The 20,283-nt window shown below is 60.2% G+C and carries 19 protein-coding genes; 9 read left to right on the top strand and 10 right to left on the bottom strand.

What is annotated here, in order from left to right:
* Nucleotides 1–6: 6 nt before the first annotated feature.
* From NH398_RS08040 to NH398_RS08020, 5 genes are all read right to left on the bottom strand, one after another.
* Nucleotides 7–1,047: a tRNA pseudouridine(13) synthase TruD gene (locus NH398_RS08040; RefSeq protein ID WP_253017745.1), complete on the bottom strand. Its 1,041-nt coding sequence runs from the start codon at nucleotides 1,045–1,047 to the stop codon at nucleotides 7–9.
* Nucleotides 1,040–1,528 carry a 2-C-methyl-D-erythritol 2,4-cyclodiphosphate synthase gene (ispF, locus tag NH398_RS08035; RefSeq protein ID WP_253017744.1) on the bottom strand — a complete coding sequence of 163 codons (489 nt, stop codon included), beginning with the start codon at nucleotides 1,526–1,528 and terminating at the stop codon, nucleotides 1,040–1,042. Before ispF ends, NH398_RS08040 begins: the two co-directional genes overlap by 8 nt.
* Entirely contained in the window at nucleotides 1,528–2,235 is a 708-nt protein-coding gene (gene ispD, locus NH398_RS08030; protein ID WP_253017743.1) for a 2-C-methyl-D-erythritol 4-phosphate cytidylyltransferase, read from the bottom strand. The genes ispF and ispD overlap by 1 nt, the downstream gene beginning before the upstream one ends.
* Nucleotides 2,232–2,597: a cell division protein FtsB gene (ftsB, locus tag NH398_RS08025; protein ID WP_253017742.1), complete on the bottom strand. Its 366-nt coding sequence runs from the start codon at nucleotides 2,595–2,597 to the stop codon at nucleotides 2,232–2,234. The genes ispD and ftsB overlap by 4 nt, the downstream gene beginning before the upstream one ends.
* Nucleotides 2,598–2,679: 82 nt before the next feature.
* On the bottom strand, nucleotides 2,680–3,828 hold the full coding sequence (locus NH398_RS08020; protein WP_253017741.1) for a GNAT family N-acetyltransferase: 1,149 nt from the start codon (nucleotides 3,826–3,828) through the stop codon (nucleotides 2,680–2,682).
* Between the two features lie 170 nt (nucleotides 3,829–3,998).
* Here NH398_RS08020 and NH398_RS08015 point away from each other — a divergent pair, with 170 nt between their 5' ends.
* From NH398_RS08015 to NH398_RS08000, 4 genes are all read left to right on the top strand, one after another.
* Nucleotides 3,999–5,354, top strand: coding sequence for an aldehyde dehydrogenase family protein (locus NH398_RS08015; RefSeq protein WP_253017740.1), 1,356 nt, complete (start codon nucleotides 3,999–4,001; stop codon nucleotides 5,352–5,354).
* Between the two features lie 71 nt (nucleotides 5,355–5,425).
* Nucleotides 5,426–8,050 carry an ATP-binding protein gene (locus NH398_RS08010; RefSeq protein ID WP_253017739.1) on the top strand — a complete coding sequence of 875 codons (2,625 nt, stop codon included), beginning with the start codon at nucleotides 5,426–5,428 and terminating at the stop codon, nucleotides 8,048–8,050.
* Complete coding sequence (locus NH398_RS08005; RefSeq protein ID WP_253017738.1) at nucleotides 8,047–9,816, top strand: EAL domain-containing protein; 1,770 nt, start codon at nucleotides 8,047–8,049, stop codon at nucleotides 9,814–9,816. The genes NH398_RS08010 and NH398_RS08005 overlap by 4 nt, the downstream gene beginning before the upstream one ends.
* On the top strand, nucleotides 9,806–10,669 hold the full coding sequence (locus NH398_RS08000; RefSeq protein WP_253017737.1) for a MurR/RpiR family transcriptional regulator: 864 nt from the start codon (nucleotides 9,806–9,808) through the stop codon (nucleotides 10,667–10,669). The genes NH398_RS08005 and NH398_RS08000 overlap by 11 nt, the downstream gene beginning before the upstream one ends.
* A gap of 12 nt (nucleotides 10,670–10,681) precedes the next feature.
* Here the strand turns inward: NH398_RS08000 and NH398_RS07995 are convergent, their stop codons facing one another.
* Complete coding sequence (locus NH398_RS07995) at nucleotides 10,682–11,041, bottom strand: RidA family protein (RefSeq protein ID WP_159343021.1); 360 nt, start codon at nucleotides 11,039–11,041, stop codon at nucleotides 10,682–10,684.
* A gap of 81 nt (nucleotides 11,042–11,122) precedes the next feature.
* Nucleotides 11,123–11,599 carry an Lrp/AsnC family transcriptional regulator gene (locus NH398_RS07990; protein ID WP_159343022.1) on the bottom strand — a complete coding sequence of 159 codons (477 nt, stop codon included), beginning with the start codon at nucleotides 11,597–11,599 and terminating at the stop codon, nucleotides 11,123–11,125.
* Nucleotides 11,600–11,847: 248 nt separating this feature from the next.
* On the opposite strand from NH398_RS07990, the gene NH398_RS07985 reads away from it, so the two are divergent.
* On the top strand, nucleotides 11,848–13,530 hold the full coding sequence (locus NH398_RS07985; protein ID WP_253017736.1) for a 2-isopropylmalate synthase: 1,683 nt from the start codon (nucleotides 11,848–11,850) through the stop codon (nucleotides 13,528–13,530).
* Between the two features lie 59 nt (nucleotides 13,531–13,589).
* On the opposite strand, the gene NH398_RS07980 is transcribed toward NH398_RS07985, so the two are convergent.
* A complete protein-coding gene (locus tag NH398_RS07980) occupies nucleotides 13,590–14,444 on the bottom strand; it encodes a universal stress protein (RefSeq protein WP_253017735.1) in 855 nt (284 codons plus the stop codon).
* A 186-nt stretch (nucleotides 14,445–14,630) separates the two neighbouring features.
* Here NH398_RS07980 and crcB (NH398_RS07975) point away from each other — a divergent pair, with 186 nt between their 5' ends.
* From crcB (NH398_RS07975) to NH398_RS07965, 3 genes are read left to right on the top strand one after another with little or no spacing between them, the layout of a single operon-like run.
* Entirely contained in the window at nucleotides 14,631–15,008 is a 378-nt protein-coding gene (gene crcB / locus NH398_RS07975; protein WP_253017734.1) for a fluoride efflux transporter CrcB, read from the top strand.
* Nucleotides 15,009–15,021: 13 nt separating this feature from the next.
* The gene (gene crcB / locus NH398_RS07970; protein WP_253017733.1) at nucleotides 15,022–15,417 is read left to right on the top strand and encodes a fluoride efflux transporter CrcB; all 396 of its coding nucleotides are present in this window, start codon (nucleotides 15,022–15,024) and stop codon (nucleotides 15,415–15,417) included.
* Nucleotides 15,418–15,421: 4 nt separating this feature from the next.
* On the top strand, nucleotides 15,422–16,411 hold the full coding sequence (locus NH398_RS07965) for an arsenic resistance protein (protein ID WP_253017732.1): 990 nt from the start codon (nucleotides 15,422–15,424) through the stop codon (nucleotides 16,409–16,411).
* Nucleotides 16,412–16,441: 30 nt separating this feature from the next.
* Here the strand turns inward: NH398_RS07965 and NH398_RS07960 are convergent, their stop codons facing one another.
* A complete protein-coding gene (locus tag NH398_RS07960; RefSeq protein WP_253017731.1) occupies nucleotides 16,442–17,932 on the bottom strand; it encodes a SulP family inorganic anion transporter in 1,491 nt (496 codons plus the stop codon).
* A gap of 509 nt (nucleotides 17,933–18,441) precedes the next feature.
* On the opposite strand from NH398_RS07960, the gene NH398_RS07955 reads away from it, so the two are divergent.
* On the top strand, nucleotides 18,442–19,455 hold the full coding sequence (locus NH398_RS07955) for an isocitrate dehydrogenase (protein ID WP_253017729.1): 1,014 nt from the start codon (nucleotides 18,442–18,444) through the stop codon (nucleotides 19,453–19,455).
* 2 nt (nucleotides 19,456–19,457) lie between these two features.
* On the opposite strand, the gene NH398_RS07950 is transcribed toward NH398_RS07955, so the two are convergent.
* Nucleotides 19,458–20,234: a ZIP family metal transporter gene (locus NH398_RS07950; RefSeq protein WP_159343029.1), complete on the bottom strand. Its 777-nt coding sequence runs from the start codon at nucleotides 20,232–20,234 to the stop codon at nucleotides 19,458–19,460.
* Nucleotides 20,235–20,283 lie beyond the last annotated feature (49 nt).

Below are 20,283 nucleotides of genomic sequence, written 5' to 3'. Positions count from 1 at the left end.
TCAGCATCATGCCGTATCGGGATGATGAATTAGTTCGCCAATCACCGCCGTGGCAAAGCTACCACGGGGCAGCGCGAATGAGAGTAGCACGGCCTCTTGCTCGAACGTGGCCTGGGGCGCGATCAGCCGGGCACGCAGCGCACGTTGGCCGCGTTTGACGCCACTCTGTTCGAGCCCAGCGCACAGCGCAGGGTGCTGGGCCGCCAGTTGCGCTTCGTAGCGGCCAGCGTCACCGCCGGCCGCCTCCCCCACGCCCCATAAGACGCCCGTGGGGTGAACATCCAGCGCGGCGGCACGCGCCACTAGGCTCTCCTCGACGTCATCGATGGTAAAGACGCTTTGGGTGCCGTCGAGCATGAGCGTATCGCCTGCAATGGGCTGGCACCAATTGTCATCCGCCAGCCGAGCGCTCAGCAGTTCGTTGAATAGAAAGCTGCGTGCCGTGGAAAGCATCATCCCCTGGCGGTCGTCCCGTTTACGCCAACCTTTGGCCAGCACGGCAGCGGCGCGCTGCAAGTTGCGCGCCCCGGCGCCGAAACGCTGGTGGCCAAAATAGTTGGGCACCCCCTGGGCACAGAGTGCTTCCCAGCGCGGGAGTAAGGCGTCTGGCCGAACCGCTTCACCGCTCAGGCGCAGCGTGAAATGGTTCGTACGGTGCACGCCCCGCTTCAATTTACGCGGATGGCGCGCCTTGGCCAGCACCGTGATGCCCGCCGCGCCGAGGGCGACGGATAAGTTCTCAGGCGCTTCGCGACCAGGCAAGTGAACGCTCAGCCACTGGCGCGCCACCGCCACGCGATCTTTCATGCCGGAGTAGCCGATATCGCGCGGGGTGACACCGCACAAACGGCTGAGCAGTTTCACCACATCTAACGTGGTTTGATTGCGCTTTTCAAGACGTAGCCACAGGTGCTCACCGTGGGCTTCCGGGGTGAAATCGAGCTGCTCATCGACGATGAAGTCTTCCGGCTGCGCGCGATACTGGCCGGGGGCGGGCGCGCCCAACGTGGGCGTCAAGCTGCGCTGCCACGCGGGGAGGTTAAGCATTCGACGCCTCTTGCGTGGCCAGCAGCACCACCGCTTCGGCGGCGATTCCTTCCCCTCGTCCGGTAAAACCAAGACGCTCGGTCGTGGTGGCTTTGACGTTGACCTGCCCCAGCGTCACGCCCAGTGTCTCGGCAATCGCGGTGCGCATGGCCTCGATATGCGGCGCCATTTTGGGGGCTTGTGCCATGATCGTGGCGTCCAGATTCACGACCTCGAACCCTTCGCCCCGCACCAGCGCGACCACATGACGAAGCAGGCCGCGACTGTCCGCGCCCTTCCATGCCGGGTCGGTATCGGGAAAGTGGCGGCCAATATCGCCTAGCGCGCAGGCACCGAGCAGCGCGTCGCTAATGGCGTGAAGCAGGACATCGCCATCGGAGTGGGCAACGAACCCATGGTCGAACGGCAGCTTGACGCCGCCGATGATCAAATGATCACCCGGCCCAAAGCGGTGTACATCGAAGCCGTGGCCAATTCGCATTAGAAACTCCTGTTACTCGTGCTGCGCTGGGCAGCCATGATGGCAGCGGCCAGCGCTAAATCGTCAGGGTGGGTGACCTTCATGTTGTCGCGCCGCCCACTGACGAGCTTGGGGGCCTCCCCCAGCGCCTCGACGGCGGAGGCTTCGTCCGTGACCACGGTGCCCTGCTGCTGGGCCTGGGTCAGCGCGTGATGCAGCAGCGCATAGCGAAACCCCTGTGGCGTCAGCGCGTGCCACAGGCCATCGCGCGGCTCGGTAGCGTGGCTCAAATGATCGCCCCGGTCGCGCTTCATGGTGTCAGCGACCGGCATGGCCAACAAAGCCCCACCCCGGTGGGCCTGGGCCGCATGATACAGAGCGCGAAGATCGTCGCGGGTGATGCAGGGCCGTGCGACGTCATGGACCATGACCAGATCGTCGTCATCGGCGGCCATGGCCTGCAGGGCGTTCACGACGCTGTGCATGCGCTCTTCGCCCCCAGGCACCCGCTGCCACTGGGCAAACGGCACCCAGTCTGGCTGAAACCAGCGATCCTCGGGATCCAAACAGAGCACTAAACGCGCCTGCGGAAAGGCGTCATGCAAACGCGCCAAGGTATGTGCCAAAATCGGTTGGCCCTCCAGATGGAGGTACTGCTTGGGCTTGTCGGCCCCCATGCGCTTACCCTGCCCGGCAGCGGGCACGACGAGCCAGAGTCGCGACGTCATGGGTGCACGTCCTCACCTTCGTCTGGCGGGATGACCCCAGGCTGAGCCACGAGCCCGGCATGGATGCCGACCAGCTCATTTTCGATGGCCACGCCCGGCACCCAGAAAAACTGCTCGTCGGTACGCACCATGCCCATATCGCTGCGGGCCCGCTCTTCGATGGCATCCAGCCCGGTTTTCAAGTCGGTGACCTCCGCCGCCAGCCGCGCATTGCGCTCACGCAGCGGGTCATTGGCAGCTTCCTGAATGGCGACCCGCCGCTCTACCTGCTGCAGGTCCTGCCAGCCGCCGTTTCCCAGCCAAAGCTGGTACTGCAGCAACCCCAGCACGGCCAGCAGCAGGCCTACGAGCCATTTGTGCATCACGGACATCCTTTGTGAAAGCGGAAACGGCGCGCATTATGCCATTAAGGGCTGAGTCCAGCGAGCCGCGACGCGGTGGGAGTTACTTAAACGGTAACGCCTCTTCGGCGGCGTGGCGATAGGCCATGATATGGACACCCTCTTGCTGACAAAACTGCGCCACGCCAGCGGCCAGCCCCGGGTGTGCCACATAGTGCAGCGAACGCACCCGTTGGGGGGCAAAGCCTCGCACGAGCTTATGTTCGCCCTGGGTGCCAGGGTCGAACAGCGTCAATCCTTTGGCCAAGCAGGCGTCGATGCCCTGGTAGTAACAGGCTTCGAAGTGCAGGCAATCGGCCACGACTTCGCTTCCCCAATAACGGCCATAGAGCGTGCTCCCTCCCTGAAAATAGAGCGCTGCAGCGACGGGGCGCCCCTCCAGCCGAGCCTGCACCAGCATCAGCGCCTCGGGCATCATTTGGCGCAACCGTTCGAAGAAGGCGTGATTGAGATAGGGCGGACGTCCGCGTTCGTGGTAAGTGATGGTGTAGCAGCGGTAAAAATGCGCCATGTCCACTTCGCTGATCTCCGCGCCTTCCAAGCGGTGCAGGGTAATCCCCTGGTCGGCCACTAAACGCCGCTCGCGCTTGATCATTTTCCGCCGTTTGGCGGTGAGGCTGGCAAGAAAACCGTCGAAATCACCGAAACCGCGATCCCGCCACTGAAACTGTACGCCTTCCCGAGCGATCAAGTCCGGACAGTGGCGCTGCCACGCCTCGACCTCCGGCTCGTCGGCAAACAGCAGATGCCAACTCGACAGCGCCATGGCGTCACACTGCTCCCGCCAGCCCATCGCCAACTGCGCTCGAACAGCGTCGGCATCGGCCTCGGGAGCGATCAAGGTGCGCGGACCTGGCACTGGCGTGAAGGGAATGGCGCTCAGTGCTTTCGGATAATACTTCCCACCCGCACGCTCCAGCGCCTCGGCCCACCCCCAGTCGAACACGTACTCTCCGTAGGAGTGATGCTTACGATACATTGGCAGCGCACCGACCAGCGTCTCGCCCTGCCAAACACATAGATGACAAGGCTCCCAGCCGGTCGCCGCGCTGACAGAGCCGCTAACCTCCAGCGCATGCAAAAAATCGTGACGCAGGAAAGGCTGATCGTCACGCACGAGCGCATCCCACTGACTTGCCGCAACGGCCTCAATGGCAGGTAGAATGGAGAAGGAGAGCGGACGTAGAGGCATAACATCTCCCGGGCACACTGGCACAAATGGCGGATGGCTTACTGTACCACTCCGGCCGCCTATGCGTATGAACCGCCTTCATTTATCAACCAGCGGGGATGCTGGGCAGAAGTGCGCCAACGCCGCTCACAAGCACGCTGTACCGACACCCGTGACTACAAGGAGAGGCCATGACTCGCGACTTGACGGATAGTTTACAGGCGCAGCGCCAAGCAGCCGGCCCCGCGCCTTTTCCAACGCTGGCCGTTCGTCGTGAACGTTTGGCACGCCTCGCCAGTATGACGAAACGCCACCAGCAGGCGATCGTACGGGCCATCCAGCGCGATTTTGGTCAACGCAGCGAGACCGAGATCCACCTGGCCGAGATCATTCCGATACTCCACGCAGCGCGCCACGCCCGCCGACACCTTTGGCACTGGATGCGACCTCGCCGCGCGGGCGTTCCTCTGCGGCTCTGGCCCGCTCGCGCCCACATTGCCCCGCAGCCGCTAGGCGTCGTGGGCGTGATGTCTCCCTGGAACTACCCATGGAGCCTCAGCTTGATGCCGGTCATCGATGCGTTGGCAGCGGGCAACACGGTCATGCTCAAACCCAGCGAGTTGACGCCCCACACCAGCGCGCTGCTCGCCAAGCTGGTGCCTCAACACTTCACGCCAGAGGAGTTCTGCGTGATTCAGGGCGGAATCGAGGTGGCCAGAGCGTTCAGCGCGTTACCGTTTGATCATTTGGTGTTTACGGGTTCGACCCACGTGGGCCGTCAGGTGGCGATGGCCGCCGCTGCGAACCTTACCCCCGTCACCTTGGAGCTGGGCGGTAAGTCACCGGTACTGGTGGCCAGCGATGCGGATCTCGACAGCGCCGCCGACGCGATTATCTTCGGTAAGGGTTTCAACGGCGGACAAACCTGTATCGCGCCGGATTACGTGATCGTGGAGAGCCGCCGCTTGGATGCGCTGACCCATGCCCTGGAGCGTGCCATTCGCCGCCAGCGACCCACAGACATCGAGGCGACCGGCTACGTCAGTGAGGCCCACCGGGTGCGGATCGACGCATTACTGAACGACGCCCGTGACCACGGCTGCCGCGTGATCGAGCATGGCGACCATGCACCGGCCCTCGTGATCGATCCGCACCAGCGCCTGCCATTGATGCAAGAAGAGATTTTTGGACGTGCGCTGCCTGTCATCAGCGTCAAGCGAATTGACGACGCCGTGCGGCTGATCAATCAACGTCCCCACCCTTTGGTGCTGTATGCCTTTACACACCAGACGACGCTGCAGGAAACCCTGCGCCGCGGCACCCGCTCCGGCGCGCTGGTATTCAATGACACCCTGATCCACCACGCCGTCCCTTCGCTCCCCTTTGGCGGCGTGGGCGAGAGCGGCAGCGGCGCGTATCACGGTCGACACGGCTTCGAACGGTTTAGCCATCTTCGCAGCATGTTTTACCAGTCCAAGCGCCCTAGCAGCCGCTGGCTACGACCGCCTTATCATCGCTGGCTGCTAAAATTACTTCGCCTTGGCTAAAGCTAGCGGGCTAATGTCCGATACTTCTCTAATACGTTTTTTTCATAAGCCCCTCACGTTTAGGAAACGCCATGCAAGCCGCCGAGCGACCGGAGAATGAATCACAGCGCCTGACAGCCTTGCATGCGTTACGCATCCTCGATACGCCCATCGACGACGCTTTCGAGCAGCTGACCCAGCTTGCCTGCGATCTCTTCGACGTTCCGACCGCGCTGGTGTCGCTCGTGGACGAGGAGCGTCAGTGGTTCAAATCGCATCATGGGCTTGATGCCTGCGAAACCCGTCGCGAGATCTCCTTTTGTGCCCATGCGGTCGCTGCCAATACGCCGTTGGTCATCGAGGATACCGGCGATGATCCACGCTTTGCCGACAATCCGCTTGTGCAAGGGATGCCCCATATCCGCTTTTACGCCGGGCATCCGCTCAGACCCACCGGCGAGCTGGCCGTGGGCACCCTGTGCTTGATCAGTGACCGGCCTCGCACTTTCTCGGCGCGAGACAGGCAGATACTGGCTCGCCTGGCAGGACAAGTGGACGAGCTGCTGCGCCAGCACCAAATGCGTCATACCCTCTCGCAGGTCACCCGGCGTTACGAGGCGTTGTTCAATGAGAGCGCAACCGGCATCGTGCGTATCGACCGCGAAGGCAAAGTGCTGGGCATCAACCCCTATGCACTCACGATGCTGGGCTATACCAAACAGGAGGTCGTTGGCCGTAACGTCTCGATGCTAACACCGCCCGCGATTCGCGCGGAGCACGACCACTTTATCGCGCGCTTTCTGACGGACAGCGACCCCAAGGTGATCGGTCGAGGCCGGGAAGTGGAGGCGCTGCATAAAGAGGGGCGTCTCGTCCCCGTTCATCTTGCGGTCAACGCCATTCACAACGAACAGGACGAGGTGGTGGAGTTTCTCGGCATTCTCACCAACCTGAGCGATGTGTACGACGCCAACCACCGAATGCATAAAGAGCAGAGCCTGTTGAAGGTGCTGCACCAGGGAATTACCGACTACCAAGCCTTGATGTCCGGCGAGCAGCTGTGGTCCTTCCTCATGGAAGCGCTGCGTGAGCTGACCGACAGCGATTATGCGCTGATTGGCGAAGTGCTGCCGACGAGCACCACGAACGCCCTCAAAATTCACGCCATCACTGATCTCTCCTGGAGCGATGAATCGCGCCATTTGATGGAGCAGCTACGCAGCGGGGATATGAGGTTGACCAACCCCGACTCGTTGCTGGGACGCGTATTCGCCCACGGCGACGTGGTGATCACCGACGACGTGTATCACCACGCCCAGCGTGGCGGCTTCCCTCCCGGCCATCCGCGAATCGACAACTACTTGGGTGCGCCGATTTTCAGCGGTGATAAGCTGATTGGCATGTTCGCCATTGCCAACAGCCAGCAAACGCTCAGCCAGACGCTGTTGGATTGGCTGCAGCCGTTTACCGACACCTGTGCCCTGCTGATCAATTTGTACCGGCAGATGGCCGAGCGTGAGCAGGTCACCCGGGATCTTGCTGCCGCTAGAGATCAGGCCGAACAGGCCAATAAGGCGAAAAGCGAGTTCCTGTCGTCCATGAGCCACGAGCTGCGCACACCGCTCAACGCCATCCTCGGGTTTGCGCAGCTATTGGGCAAAGGGCGCCGCGACCCGCTCAGCGAGAAGCAGCAGCGCCAGGTCAATCAAATCGAAAAGAGCGGGCAGCACCTGCTGAGCTTGATCAACGAAGTGCTTGATTTGGCCAAAATCGAGTCAGGCCACATGACGCTCTCCATCGAGCCCATTGCAATGGAGGGCGTGATCGACGACGCCTGCAGCACGCTGGAAGCCAGTATCGATGCCGCCGGGCTGACGCTTCAGCGCCCGCCGCTGGCCAAGCCATGGCAGGTGGCCGCTGACTACACCCGTACCAAGCAGGTGCTGCTCAACCTGCTCTCCAACGCCATCAAATACAATCGCCCGCAAGGTTCGATACGGATGACCGTCGAACAGCAGGGCAGCGAGCTGTGCGTTCGCGTGACCGATTCTGGGTATGGCATCGCGCCGGAGCGCCAACACGAACTCTTCGAACCGTTCAATCGGCTCGATGCCGAGCATGGCACCATCGAAGGCACCGGTATTGGGCTGGCGATCACCCGTGAGCTGGTGGAGCGCATGCAGGGGCAGATCGGTGTGACGAGCACGCCTGGGCAGGGCGCCACCTTCTGGTTCACGCTTCCGCTCACCAAGGCCAGCCCCCCGAATGAATCATCGGTGGCGAGAACGCTATCCAACGCCGCGGCGAACCCACGTCGCCTACACCTGCTGTATATCGAAGACAACCCCACTAACCAGCGTTTGATGGAAGAGATCATGGAGGATTTTGATCAAGTGCGGCTGCAGACCGTCACCAGTGCCGAGTTGGGGCTCGACATCATGCGCCATTCTCCCCCCGATTTGGTGCTGATGGACATTCATTTGCCCGGCATGAACGGCTATCAAGCGCTGGATGCGATTCAGCACGATCCGCGATTGCAGCATATTCCGGTGGTGGCACTCTCCGCGAACGCCATGGAGCGCGACCGAGCGCACGGTTTAGCCGCTGGGTTTGCCGACTATCTCACCAAGCCGATTGATATCGACCAACTCTCCTCGACACTGAGTCGCTACGTATCGGCAGCCTCTGTCACAGAAACACCAAGGAAGGCGCCATGACGTTTATGAACAAGCATCTACTGGTAGTGGATGACAACAGCATCAACGTCGAGTTACTGCTGGACCTGCTGGACGACCAGGGATTCGACAATGTGCACGGCCTCAGCGACCCGCGGCTTGTGCTGGCGCACTGCCAAGCGGCACTCCCCGACCTGATCTTGCTCGACATTCGTATGCCCTACCTCGATGGCTACGGCGTCATGGAGCAGCTGCAGTCAACGTTTGCCGAACATACGCCGCCGGTTATCGTGCTGACCGCACAAATCGATGACGAAACGCGTCACCGAGCGTTAAGCATGGGAGTGCGCGACTTTCTGACCAAACCCTTCAAGCATGACGAAGTGCTGCAGCGGATACGCAACACCCTAAGCGTGGAGCATCGCTATCAGGTGCGCGACAAGCAGGCCGAAACACTTGAGCAAATGGTCGCCAAACGCACCGAAGAGCTGGACCGCCAGTCGCGTACCGACCCCATCACCCAACTCCCCAACCGGCGGGCGCTAACGCAGTACCTGGCCGACGCGGCGCGACAGGGCCGCCCCACGGGGTTGTTGTTCATCGCGCTGGATCACCTCGATGATGTCGTCCGTTTACATGGCTACGGCATTGCCGACCAGCTCATGGTGCATATCAGCCATCGGCTCGACGATCAGTTGGAAGCGAGCAGCACGCTCGGGCTGTGGGGCGGCAGCGAACTCTTGGTGATCACCCCAACGGCCGAGCTGAGCGAGCTGCGCCAGTTGGCCTCGCGACTGTTGAGCTGCTTCGAGCACGATCAAACCTTGGGCGACCTGCTGCTACCGCTGAACGCCCGCATCGGCATCAGCTGGTCTCAAGGCCATTTCAAGACCGAGCGCTTGGTGCACATGGCCGCCCTGGCGCTGCCGCAAAGCGGCTCACTCAGGTTGCAAAGCTACAACGAAACCCTGGAAAACCAGCAGCGCCATCGGCTGCATCTGCAGCAGGCCATTCGTGGCGCGACCCAGCGCGGGGAAATGTCGCTCGCCTTTCAGCCCAAGCTCTCGCTCGAGACCCAGCGCGTGATCGGGGCTGAGGCGCTGCTACGCTGGCATCACCCAGAGCTGGGCCACGTCTCTCCCGGCGATTTCATTCCGCTGGCAGAGGCGAGCGGTGATATCCTCTCGATTGGCGAATGGGTGCTGGAAGAAGCCATGCGCTATATTGCCGACTGGCGGGCCAAGGGGCTACTGGACGACAATTTCCATATTGCCGTGAACGTGGCGGCGCGCCAGCTGGCGCGTAAGGACTTTGCCGAAAACCTGCTTGCTCGCTTGGCCAAGCACGGCATACCGGAGCGGTTTTTCGCCCTGGAAGTCACCGAGTCGGGCCTGCTTAGTGATATGCACAATGCGCGCATTCAGCTAGCGCAACTGGCCGAGGTGAACATAGCCGTGGCCATCGATGACTTTGGTACCGGGCACTCGTCGCTGGCATATGTCAAAACGCTGCCGTTCTCGACGTTGAAAATCGACCGTGCCTTCGTCATGGACATCGAAAAAGATCCAATCGACCGGCATCTAGCGCTCACCATCACCCAGCTTGCCCATGCCGTGGGCTGCGACGTGGTGGCCGAAGGCATCGAAACCGCCGCCCAGGCCGACTACTTACGTTCAATTGGTTGCGAAGCTGCACAAGGGTATTACTATGCTCGTCCGCTGCCCGCCGATGAGTTCTATCACTGGTGCAGGGAGTGGACACCCCATTCACATCTAACGCTTGCCACGGAGTCAGTTAATGGCGCATGACCTGCTAGACCGCTTACGGGAACGCTTGGAAGAATTGAACCGCTCTGAGCGTAAAGTCGCGAACGTCATCTTGGAAGATCCCGCAGCGGCCACCAGCCTGAGCATCGCCAGCCTCGCCCAAGCGGCGAGCGTCAGTGAGCCTACCGTCAACCGGTTCTGCCGTAATTTCGGCGCCAAGGGCTATCCCGATTTCAAAATCAAACTGGCCCAAAGCCTAGCAGGCGGCACGCCTTATGTAACCCGCGCCGTCGAACCCGGCGATACCGCCACGCAGTACACCCATAAAATCTTTGGGGCGACCATTGCCGCGCTTGATGAAGCTCAGCGGGAAGTGGACATGGCGGCCGTCGAGCGGATGGTGGATTATCTGACGCAAGCCAAGCAGATTCACTTTTTTGGGTTGGGGGCATCAGGCGCCGTCGCGCAGGACGCCCAGCATAAATTCTTCCGCTTCAACCTGCCGGTCATGGCGTACGTCGACGTGCTGATGCAGCGCATGGTGGCAGCGGCCTGCCATACCGGCGATGTGGTGGTGATCATCTCCTACACCGGGCGCACGCGTGAGCTGGTCGACATTGCCAAGGTAGCCAGAGAGGCTGGCGCCGTGGTGTTGGGGATTACCGCGCCAGACTCTCCGCTCTCGCAGGAGTGCACGGCCACGCTGGAAGTCGCCACTCCCGAAGATACCGACCACTACATGCCGATGACTTCTCGGGTCATTCAACTTACGCTGATCGATGCTCTCGCCACTGGGGTGACGCTTAGGCGCGGCGAAGATTTCTTGCCGCACCTAAAAAAGATCAAGGACAGCCTGCGCGATACTCGGTTTCCAGTGGAAAAACCCACCAAATAAGCGTCGCTAGGGTTACGCGTCCACCGCCGTCGTCACGGTAATCTCGACTTTCAACTCGTCGGCAGGCATTGGCGCGCATACGCAGGTGCGTGCCGGTGCATGACCTTCCGGTACCCAGGCATCCCATACCGCGTTCATGGCGGCAAAATCACCGCCATCTTTCAGGTAAATCGTGGCGCTCAGCAGCTGCTCACGGCTGGAGCCGATCTCTGTCAGCAGTGCATCGACCCGCGCCAGCATGCTCTCGGTCTGGGCGGTGATATCGCCATGGCGCGCGTCGGGGCCCGCCACCTGGCCGCACAAATAGGCCACGCCCTGATGAATCACCGCACGGCTCATGCGGGCTTTTGTATCATGACGCTGAATGCTCATGGTTCGTTCTCCTAGGTCGATGCAAAAAGGCAGTGTAAACCGCTACCCAGCCGCTGCCTATGCTTCGTTAGCCAGCGAGCATTAGGTCGGCACGGGGCGATGCTCGAACACACGGCGCAGTACGAAGCTCGTGTGGGCCCCGGTGACTCCTTCGATACGGTTGATCACGTGGAGGAGCAGGTGTTGGTAATCATCCATGTCCTTCACCAGAATTTTGAGCTGAAAATCCGCCGCTTGCCCGGTAATGATCAAACACTCCACCACGTTGGGAATGTTACGGATATGGCGTTCGAAGTTATCGAAGCGCTCGGGCGTGTGCTGGTCCATCGAGATATGCAAAAGCGCCATGAGCTGATACCCGAGCGGGCGCGCATCCACCACTGCCCGATATTGGGTAATCAGCCCATGCTCCTCCAAGGCCCGCACGCGCCGTAAACAGGGCGAAGGCGATAGCCCGATGCGCTCGGCAAGCTCCTGATTGCTGATGCGTCCCTCCTGCTGCAGGACCTCCAGAATACGGCGGTCGAAACGGTCGAGCGTCAAAGGCGTGGTAGCCATGCCGGTAACTCCTGCCAATTTAAAAATAGTTATTGATATATTCTGCCATTAAATCCTGTAAAAGCCATATTTTCGCAATAACCTGTCGCGACCCATGCCTTAGACTGTGTTGACTGCCACAAGCGGTCCTCGATTGACGCCTTACCCAGGCGTCCCCCAAGGCTCTTCTTACCCTGACAGAGCACGCTCGAGCGGCTTGCGCCACAAGCGGCCGCCCCCAACAACTCACCGTTTTCAGGAAACTCACCATGCCTGCTTTTGATCATCGCAAATATCGTCCTGCTCCACGGGTGCCCACGTTTGACCGTCAGTGGCCCGACCGGGAGCTGACCCAAGCGCCCATCTGGGTGAGCGAAGACCTACGCGATGGCAATCAGGCCCTGCTCGAGCCGATGACGGTCGAACAGAAACAGCGCTTCTGGCATCAGATCATCAAAGTCGGTATCAAGGAAGTGATGGTCGGCTTTCCCTCCGCTAGCCAGCCGGATTACGATTTCGTGCGCTGGTTGATCGAAGAGGATCAAATTCCTGACGACGTGACCATCGCCGTGCTCGTGCAGTGCCGGGAACACCTGATCGAAAAAACGTTCGCGTCATTGGTGGGCGTCAAGCGCGCCATCATCCACCTGTACAACTCCACGTCCACGATCCAACGAGAGCGGGTGTTCGAGATGGACCGCGACGGTATCACCGATATCGCCGTTCAGGGGGCGACGTGGGTGAAGACGTATGCCGAACAGTATCCCGAGGTTGACTGGCGCTTTCAGTACTCGCCGGAGAGCTTCTCCAGCACCGAAATCGATTTCTCGCTGGCCATCTGCGAAGCGGTGATGGATGTTTGGCAGCCCACCCCAGACAACAAGTGCATTCTCAATTTGCCCACCACCGTGGAAGTGGCAGGCCCCCACCATCACGCTGATCAGATCGAGTACTTCTGCCAGCATATTAGCCGCCGCGACAGCGTGATCATTTCGGTGCATACCCATAATGACCGGGGCGGTGCCGTGGCGTCCGCGGAGCTGGCGCTGCTGGCGGGGGCCGACCGGGTCGAGGGTACCTTGTTGGGTAACGGTGAACGCACCGGCAACATGGACATCGTTACGCTGGCCATGAACCTCTATAGCCAGGGTATCGACCCTGAGCTGGATCTTTCCAATCCCGACGAGATCATTCAAGTAGTGCACGAGTGCACCGGGATTGCGATGCACCCCCGCCACCCCTGGGTGGGTGAGATGGTGTATACCGCTTTTTCTGGCAGCCACCAGGATGCGATTCGTAAGTCGCTCAAACATCAAAAACCCGACGAACCGTGGCAAGTGGCCTATCTGCCCATCGACCCTCACGACATTAGCCGGGATTATCAGGCCGTCATTCGGGTGAACAGCCAGTCGGGTAAAGGCGGCATGGCCTTTCTGCTGGAGCGCGACTACGGCATCAACCTGCCTCGTTGGATGATGCTCGCGCTGGCTCCCTACGTGCAAAAAGAGAGCGAACGCCGTAATAGCGAGCTTTCCAGCGAGATGATTCGCCAAGTGATGTTCGATCATTTCTCCCATGGTGCGCCGCTCGCGCTGGCCGACTATCGGCTGTCGAAGGGGCAGCAGGAGGGGATCGACATCACGCTGTGGCAAGGTGCCGACACGCTACGTTTATCCGGCACGGGGAATGGCGCAATGTCCTCCTTCACCGACGCTTGGAAACGCCATACCGGCAGCCACGTCGCCATACTCGATTACAGCGAGCACTCGCTGGGCGGCGATAGTGAGGCCAACGCCATCGCGTTTGTGCAGCTCAACATCGATGGTCAGCGCGTATGCGCCGTCGCGGAAGATAGCGACACGGTGAGCGCGTCACTCAAAGCCGTGCTTTCTGGGATCAATGCGGCACAGCCTGCTCATGCTGCCCAGCAAGTGGCGACCAGCCTCGCTTGAATCGCACCGTTGGCCGCCGCCCGACGGCGCAGCGGCCAACGCCATGCGGCCCTCATGGCTCAGCGTAAAATCAAGACCGGCAAGTGGGCGTGACGCAGCATCGCCGTGGTGGTGCTGCCCACTAGCAAATGACGAATGCGCGAGTGGCCGTATGCGCCCATCACGAGAAGATCGATTCCCTGCTCCTCTTTATAGGCACGTAGTGCTTCTTCGACCTCCCCCGCACGAATCGCCCCCTCGGCTTGGTGCCCCGCAGAGCGAAGGGTCTCGGTAGCCCACTCAAGCTGGGAGCGGTTCTCTGCGGTGTCCGCCCCGACAATCACCACGTGACACTCTGCACCGTCAAAGAGCGGGCTTTTGGCCAGCATGTTCACCCCTTTGCGGGCCGTATTGCTACCATCGAAGGCCATGAGAATGCGCTTGGGCGGGGTGAACGCTTTGGTCACCATCAAAATGGGCCGATGAAGCTCGCGAACGACACGCTCGAGGTTAGACCCAAGGTGGCCGTTGGCCTGATGCGCCGTTTCTCCTCGCTTACCAAGCACCAGCAGTCGGATCTCTTTCTCATGTTCCGCCAGAATATCCACGAGGGTGCCGTTGCGCTGCATGCAGGGAGGTTCTGAAAAGCCGGCCGCCTCGCTTCGCTCCCTCGCGGCATTCAACATTAACCGCCCCTGTTCGCGGGCCAGTTTTCCGCGCTGCTCTTCGATGTCCGAGAGCTGTTCCAACAGGTGCTCCCGGGTGCCTAGGCCGAGATGGCCCGTCAGGTCAGGCTCTGCGACCTGGGCGTGATTGTCGACGGTGTGCAGAAAACGCAGCGGGGCTGAGAGTGCCGTGGCGGCCCACACCGCATAGTCACACACACTTTCTGAGTAGTGAGAACCGTCGATGGCTGCTAACACGTAATCAGACATAAGGGCGTCTCCTTGCGCGGGTGCATGAAAAGTTATCGTTATTCTGACTCTTTTGTACACGAAGAGGCGGATCGGCAACACCGTAGCGCCTGCTTTTTTGCTCGACTGCCGCTGTCTGCGCGCGCTCCCTTGCGGTGTTACACTTAGCCGCCTAGCGATTTTCACCAACACAGCGCGAGGCGTCATATGGGACATGGCATCACCAACGTCGTACTTGTCGGCTTGGGCGGCGCACTGGGCGGGATGGCACGCTTTGCCGTCTCCAATGCCATGGCCCATTTACTGGGTAAAGTCTTCCCGTGGGGCACGCTGCTTGTAAATGCCAGCGGTGCATTTCTTGCTGGAGGGCTGCTAGGCATTTACGGCGTGCCTAACGCACAGCCGTTTTGGCTATTTGCGATAGCGGGCCTGCTCGGTGGCTATACCACGGTGTCATCGTTTAGCTTACAGACCCTTGAGCTGTGGCAACGCGGCCAGGCGATGCGTGCCGCGCTCAACATGGTCGCTACGCTACTGCTGGGCATCACCATGGCAGCATTGGGCTGGTGGCTGGCCCAGGGTTGAAGAGGAGCCCTCGATGAACGTTAACGCCTATCTCGCCGTCGGCCTTGGCAGCGCTCTGGGGAGCGTGCTGCGCTATGGCGTCTCGCTGGTGTCGATGGCCGTGCTAGGTAGCCACTTCCCTTGGGGGACGCTGCTGGTCAACGTGTTGGGGTCCTGCCTCATCGGCTGGATAGCCGCGACGACGTCCCGCCTGCCTCGAGGCGCGCTGGCACGACAGCAACCGCTGCTGATAGCAGGATTTTGCGGCGGCTTCACTACCTTTTCGCTCTTTAGCCTAGAAACGCTGCACCTGACGCAGCAGAGCCACCTAGGGCTGGCGCTGCTTTACGGCGTAGGCAGCTTACCACTGTGCGTCGCCGCCGCCTGGGTGGGCGAGCGCCTGGCCTTTTTGAAAGCAACCGTGACCTAATCTCTTGAAACGCGAACAGCTCGAACAGCAGCAGTCATGGATCTATCTAGCGTTTATCGCGCTTGGGCTCTGCCTGGGCCTGCTGGAGCCAGAAGCGATGGCAGCGTTTGGGCAGGCGCTATGGCCGCTGCTCGGTTTCCTGCTCTTTGCCACCTTCACCCAAATCCCGCTGCTGCAAATAACGCAGAGTCTTCAAGATACGCGCTTCATGACGGCGCTGTTGGTAGGCAACTTTGTTGTGATTCCTGCGCTGCTGGGCGTGTTAGTGGTGTGGCTTCCCCTCCCGCCACCCGTGCTGGCGGGCATCCTATTGGTGCTACTGATGCCTTGCACCGACTGGTTTGTTACCTTTGCGCATTTAGGTAAAGGCGACGCTGCCCGGGCCATTGCCGCGACGCCCCTGTTGCTGCTCGTGCAGATGGCGGCACTACCGGCCTATCTATGGCTATTGCTAGGCAGCGAATGGTTGCGATTGACACTCTCCCCTGCGCTACTGAGCGCCTTTTTGAGCTTGATGGTGCTACCCCTGCTGCTCGCCTGGCTCACCGAGCGCGCAGCGCAGAAATTCGTCACCATCGAGCGGGCTACCCGTGCACTGGGTTGGATGCCGGTACCACTCTTGGCATGCGTGGTGCTGATCATTGCGGCTACTCAAGTCGCTCAAGTGTTGGCCTTGCGTCAGCTTCTCTGGCAGGCAGTGTTGATCTTCGTAGGCTTCTTGATCGTTGCAGCGTGGCTGGGCAAAGCGCTTGGTCACCTCTTTAACCTGCCGCCCACCAGCACTCGCACCCTGGTGTTTAGCTTCGGCACCCGTAATTCCTTCGTCATGTTGCCCATTGCGCTCACCCTGCCCAACGGTTGGCAAGCCGCGGTGGTCATCATCGTATGCCAATCGCTGGTCGAGCTGCTGGGTATGGTCGCGTACCTTCGCTGGGTGCCGAAGCGGCTAATTCCCAGCTCAGGCCACAAAAAAGCCGACGCTTACGGCAAGTAAGCGTCGGCGATGACAGGGTGCCCGTGAGGGTTAGTGGCCGCCCATCAGTTTATCGACTGCGACCGGGTCGTTATGAACGGCATAGCGGTCTACTACGGTAGCGCTGGCTTCGTTCAGGCCTATCAGCTCTACCTCGGTTCCTTCACGGCGGAACTTGATCACCACGCGATCCAGCGCCTGAACGGCGGTGACATCCCAAAAGTGCGCCTTGGAGAGATTGATGGTCACCTTATCGATGCTCTCTTTGAAATCGAACGCCGCCATAAAGCGCTCGGACGAGGCAAAGAACACCTGCCCTACCACTTGATACTCGCGCTGTGTGCCGGCCTCTATCTCTTTCGACCCCACGTACATGATGTTGCCGACTTTGTTGGCAAAGAACAGTGCTGCCAGCAGCACGCCCACGAAGACCCCGATGGCGAGGTTATGCGTTCCCACCGTGACCGCGACGGTCGCCAGCATGACGATATTGGTACTCATCGGATGCTTTTTCAGATCGCGAATGGAGGCCCAGCTAAAGGTGCCAATCGAGACCATGATCATCACCGCCACCAGTGCCGCCATGGGGATTTGCGATACCCAATCGGCCAAGAACACTACCATCAGCAACAGCACCACGCCCGCAATCAGCGTCGATAAACGCGTACGCCCCCCCGATTTGATGTTGATCACCGACTGTCCGATCATTGCGCAGCCAGCCATACCACCCATTAAACCCGCACCAATGTTGGCGACGCCCTGACCTTTACACTCGCGGTTCTTGTCGCTGGGCGTGTCGGTCAGATCGTCCACGATCGTGGCGGTCATCATCGATTCCAACAGGCCCACGACTGCCAGCATGATCGCATAAGGGAAGATGATCATCAGCGTTTCGAGAGTCAGCGGCACGTTCGGCCACAGGAAAACCGGCAGCGTGTCGGGCAGTTCGCCCATGTCGCCCACGGTGCGAATATCCATACCGCTCACCATATACACCACCGTCAGCACCACGATGCATACCAGCGGGGAAGGCACCGATTTACCAATCATCGGCAAATAAGGGAATAGATAGATAATCCCCAGGCCTGCCAGCGTCATGGCATACACGTGCCACGTCACGTTGGTCAGCTCCGGCAGTTGCGCCATGAAAATCAGGATCGCCAGCGCATTCACGAACCCAGTGACCACCGAGCGAGAGACAAAACGCATCAGCTCCGCCAGCCGCAGGTAACCCGCAATGATTTGTAGCACGCCGGTCAGCAGCGTGGCGGCCAGCAAATACTCGAGCCCGTGCTCTTTCACCAGTGTCACCATCAGCAGCGCCATCGCCCCGGTGGCCGCAGAGATCATGCCGGGGCGGCCACCGGTAAAGGCGATAACGACCGCAATACAGAACGAGGCATACAGCCCCACTTTCGGGTCCACGCCCGCGATAATGGAAAAGGCGATCGCTTCAGGAATTAGCGCCAGCGCGACGACAATACCTGAGAGCGTGTCGCCCTTAATGTTAGAGAACCACTCATGCTTACTGAAAAGTGCCATTCAGGGAGTCCATGGTTAGGGGGTTAAAGACATTGCGCGCCGCAGCCGCACACAAAGGCAGCACAAGAGCGCACGTTAGGAATAGATTGTCGGATGAATGCTACCAATCGAAGACGCACATGCGCCGATAGCTAAATAGCGGCAACGGGGTGCCATAGCACCGATATAACGCGAAGAGCGTTATGGCGCTGATAAGGAGGGGAAAACCTAGGGTGGAGTCATCAGCCCTGGTGTCGGCAGAGCAACGGCTGCCATGACATTGTTCATTACAGATAAACCTTGCTGTTCTATCATCGTTATTCAGGCGAGGAGCGGCAGCCAAGTGCGCTCCAGTCGTCTTGAGCGCGGTATTCTACCAGCAAACAGGCCCGTTCGCACCCGTCGCCCTAGACGTTTAGACGATGACCTTTCCCCCAAGCTTGGCTTACCATGGCACCCACACGGCGATACTACCGTCGCCTTCTCGACATCTTGATCTTCCCCACGCTACCGAACGAGAGGACCCGCACATGAGCCAGACAGTCGCAGTGATCAAAGGTGACGGCATCGGCCCTGAGATCATGGACGCCACCCTGCAAGTGCTCGACGCACTCGAGTGCGGGTTGACCTACGAATTCATCGATGCGGGCTTGGTCGCACTCGACAAGCACGGCACGCTGATTCCCCAAGCCTCGTTGGATGCCATCGAAAAGCACGGCATTGCCCTGAAAGGCCCGCTCACCACGCCGATTGGTAAGGGCTTTTCATCGATTAACGTGCAGCTACGCCGCCACTTTGACCTCTATGCCAACGTGCGCCCCGCCATCAGCTTTCCGGGCACCCGCTCCCGCTACGATGATATCGACATGATCACCGTGCGGGAAAACACTGAAGGGGCTTACCTCTCCGACGGTCAAGAAATGATCGATGACGGCAATACCGGCATCTCGGTGATCAAAGTGACCCGCCAAGGCTCCGAGCGCATCGTGCGCTACGCCTTCGAGCTGGCCAAGCAGAATGGCCGCAAGAAAGTCACCGCCGTTCACAAAGCCAACATTATCAAAACCAGCTCCGGCCTTTTTTTAGACGTAGCCCGCGACATCGCCAGCGAGTATCCCGAAATCGAATTCCAAGAGATGATCGTGGATAACGCCTGCATGCAGCTGGTCATGAACCCTCATCAGTTCGATGTAGTCGTCACCACCAACCTGTTCGGCGATATTCTTTCTGACCTGTGCGCTGGACTCGTGGGCGGCTTGGGCCTCGCCCCAGGGGCAAACATCGGTGAGAAAGCGGCGATTTTCGAAGCGGTACACGGCTCGGCGCCGGACATTGCAGGCAAGAAAATTGCCAATCCCTGCGCCCTGCTGCTTGCCGCCGCCCAGATGCTCGACCACCTCGGCATGACCGCCAAGGGGGATGCCATTCGTCAGGGGATTCGCGCCGTGCTAGAGAATCGCCGCGATATGGTCACGCCCGATATGGGCGGCACCGGCACCACCGATACCTTTGCCCAGGCGCTGGTGGAGCACTTAAAAGGCTGAGCCTAGCCCAGCCACACATCGAGAAACAGCATGATCACCAAGCCCATCGCTAGGCCAAACGTCGCTTTCTTCTGGTGGCCGCAGCGGTGGGTTTCGGGAATGATCTCATGGCTGATCACGTAGAGCATGGCCCCTGCCGCAAACGCCAACCCCCAAGGCAGCAGCACTTGAGACACGGTGACGACGCTGGCGCCAAACAGCCCGCCAATCGGCTCGATGAGCCCGGTCAGCGCCGCGATCGACCAGGAGCGCCACTTGGAGTAGCCTTCCCCCATTAGCGCGACGGCCACCGCTAACCCTTCCGGCATGTTCTGCAAGCCAATGCCAAGCGCCAGCGGCATCCCCCCCTCTAAGCCATTGGCACCGAAACCCACGCCGACCGCCAGCCCTTCCGGTAGGTTATGAATCGCAATGGCAAACACAAACAGCCATACGCGACGCAGCGAAGCGGCTTCCGGCCCCTCTCTCCCCTGCTGGAAGTGTTCGTGCGGCAAACCTTCGTTGAGCAGCGCAATGGCCCCCATGCCGAGCAAAATCGCAGTGCATACCAGCGCTGCGGGCACCGGCCCGCCGGCGTAATAGATTTCTGCGGCCTCCAGGGCAGGAATGATCAGGGAAAAAAACGAAGCCGCCAGCATCACCCCGGCCGCAAAGCCCAGCGCTAAATCACGAAACCCCCGACTTGGCGTTTTGCCCAGCAGCACGGGCAACGCCCCCACGGCGGTCAATAGCCCAGCCACCAAACTGCCTAAAAATCCTAATAACAGCGTATTTTCCATGAATATCGTAAACTCGATGTGCGATGAGAAGGAATGAACAACGACAAGG

Source organism: Halomonas sp. CnH100-B, from assembly GCF_024124605.1.
Lineage (GTDB): Bacteria > Pseudomonadota > Gammaproteobacteria > Pseudomonadales > Halomonadaceae > Vreelandella.
Note: the sequence above shows the minus strand (reverse complement) of the source record. Positions and strands in the feature narration are given on the sequence as shown.

Excerpts from the sequence above, each read along its gene's own strand:
- NH398_RS07950 (WP_159343029.1), bottom strand. The coding sequence starts at position 20,234 with ATGGAAAATACGCTGTTATTAGGATTTTTAGGCAGTTTGGTGGCTGGG.
- NH398_RS07960 (WP_253017731.1), bottom strand. The coding sequence starts at position 17,932 with ATGGCACTTTTCAGTAAGCATGAGTGGTTCTCTAACATTAAGGGCGAC.
- NH398_RS08040 (WP_253017745.1), bottom strand. The coding sequence starts at position 1,047 with ATGCTTAACCTCCCCGCGTGGCAGCGCAGCTTGACGCCCACGTTGGGC.
- NH398_RS07985 (WP_253017736.1), top strand. The coding sequence starts at position 11,848 with ATGCCTGCTTTTGATCATCGCAAATATCGTCCTGCTCCACGGGTGCCC.
- NH398_RS08005 (WP_253017738.1), top strand. The coding sequence starts at position 8,047 with ATGACGTTTATGAACAAGCATCTACTGGTAGTGGATGACAACAGCATC.
- ispD (WP_253017743.1), bottom strand. The coding sequence starts at position 2,235 with ATGACGTCGCGACTCTGGCTCGTCGTGCCCGCTGCCGGGCAGGGTAAG.
- NH398_RS07955 (WP_253017729.1), top strand. The coding sequence starts at position 18,442 with ATGAGCCAGACAGTCGCAGTGATCAAAGGTGACGGCATCGGCCCTGAG.
- NH398_RS08000 (WP_253017737.1), top strand. The coding sequence starts at position 9,806 with ATGGCGCATGACCTGCTAGACCGCTTACGGGAACGCTTGGAAGAATTG.
- NH398_RS07995 (WP_159343021.1), bottom strand. The coding sequence starts at position 11,041 with ATGAGCATTCAGCGTCATGATACAAAAGCCCGCATGAGCCGTGCGGTG.
- ftsB (WP_253017742.1), bottom strand. The coding sequence starts at position 2,597 with ATGCACAAATGGCTCGTAGGCCTGCTGCTGGCCGTGCTGGGGTTGCTG.
- NH398_RS08020 (WP_253017741.1), bottom strand. The coding sequence starts at position 3,828 with ATGCCTCTACGTCCGCTCTCCTTCTCCATTCTACCTGCCATTGAGGCC.
- NH398_RS07990 (WP_159343022.1), bottom strand. The coding sequence starts at position 11,599 with ATGGCTACCACGCCTTTGACGCTCGACCGTTTCGACCGCCGTATTCTG.
- NH398_RS08015 (WP_253017740.1), top strand. The coding sequence starts at position 3,999 with ATGACTCGCGACTTGACGGATAGTTTACAGGCGCAGCGCCAAGCAGCC.
- ispF (WP_253017744.1), bottom strand. The coding sequence starts at position 1,528 with ATGCGAATTGGCCACGGCTTCGATGTACACCGCTTTGGGCCGGGTGAT.
- crcB (WP_253017733.1), top strand. The coding sequence starts at position 15,022 with ATGAACGTTAACGCCTATCTCGCCGTCGGCCTTGGCAGCGCTCTGGGG.
- NH398_RS07980 (WP_253017735.1), bottom strand. The coding sequence starts at position 14,444 with ATGTCTGATTACGTGTTAGCAGCCATCGACGGTTCTCACTACTCAGAA.
- crcB (WP_253017734.1), top strand. The coding sequence starts at position 14,631 with ATGGGACATGGCATCACCAACGTCGTACTTGTCGGCTTGGGCGGCGCA.
- NH398_RS08010 (WP_253017739.1), top strand. The coding sequence starts at position 5,426 with ATGCAAGCCGCCGAGCGACCGGAGAATGAATCACAGCGCCTGACAGCC.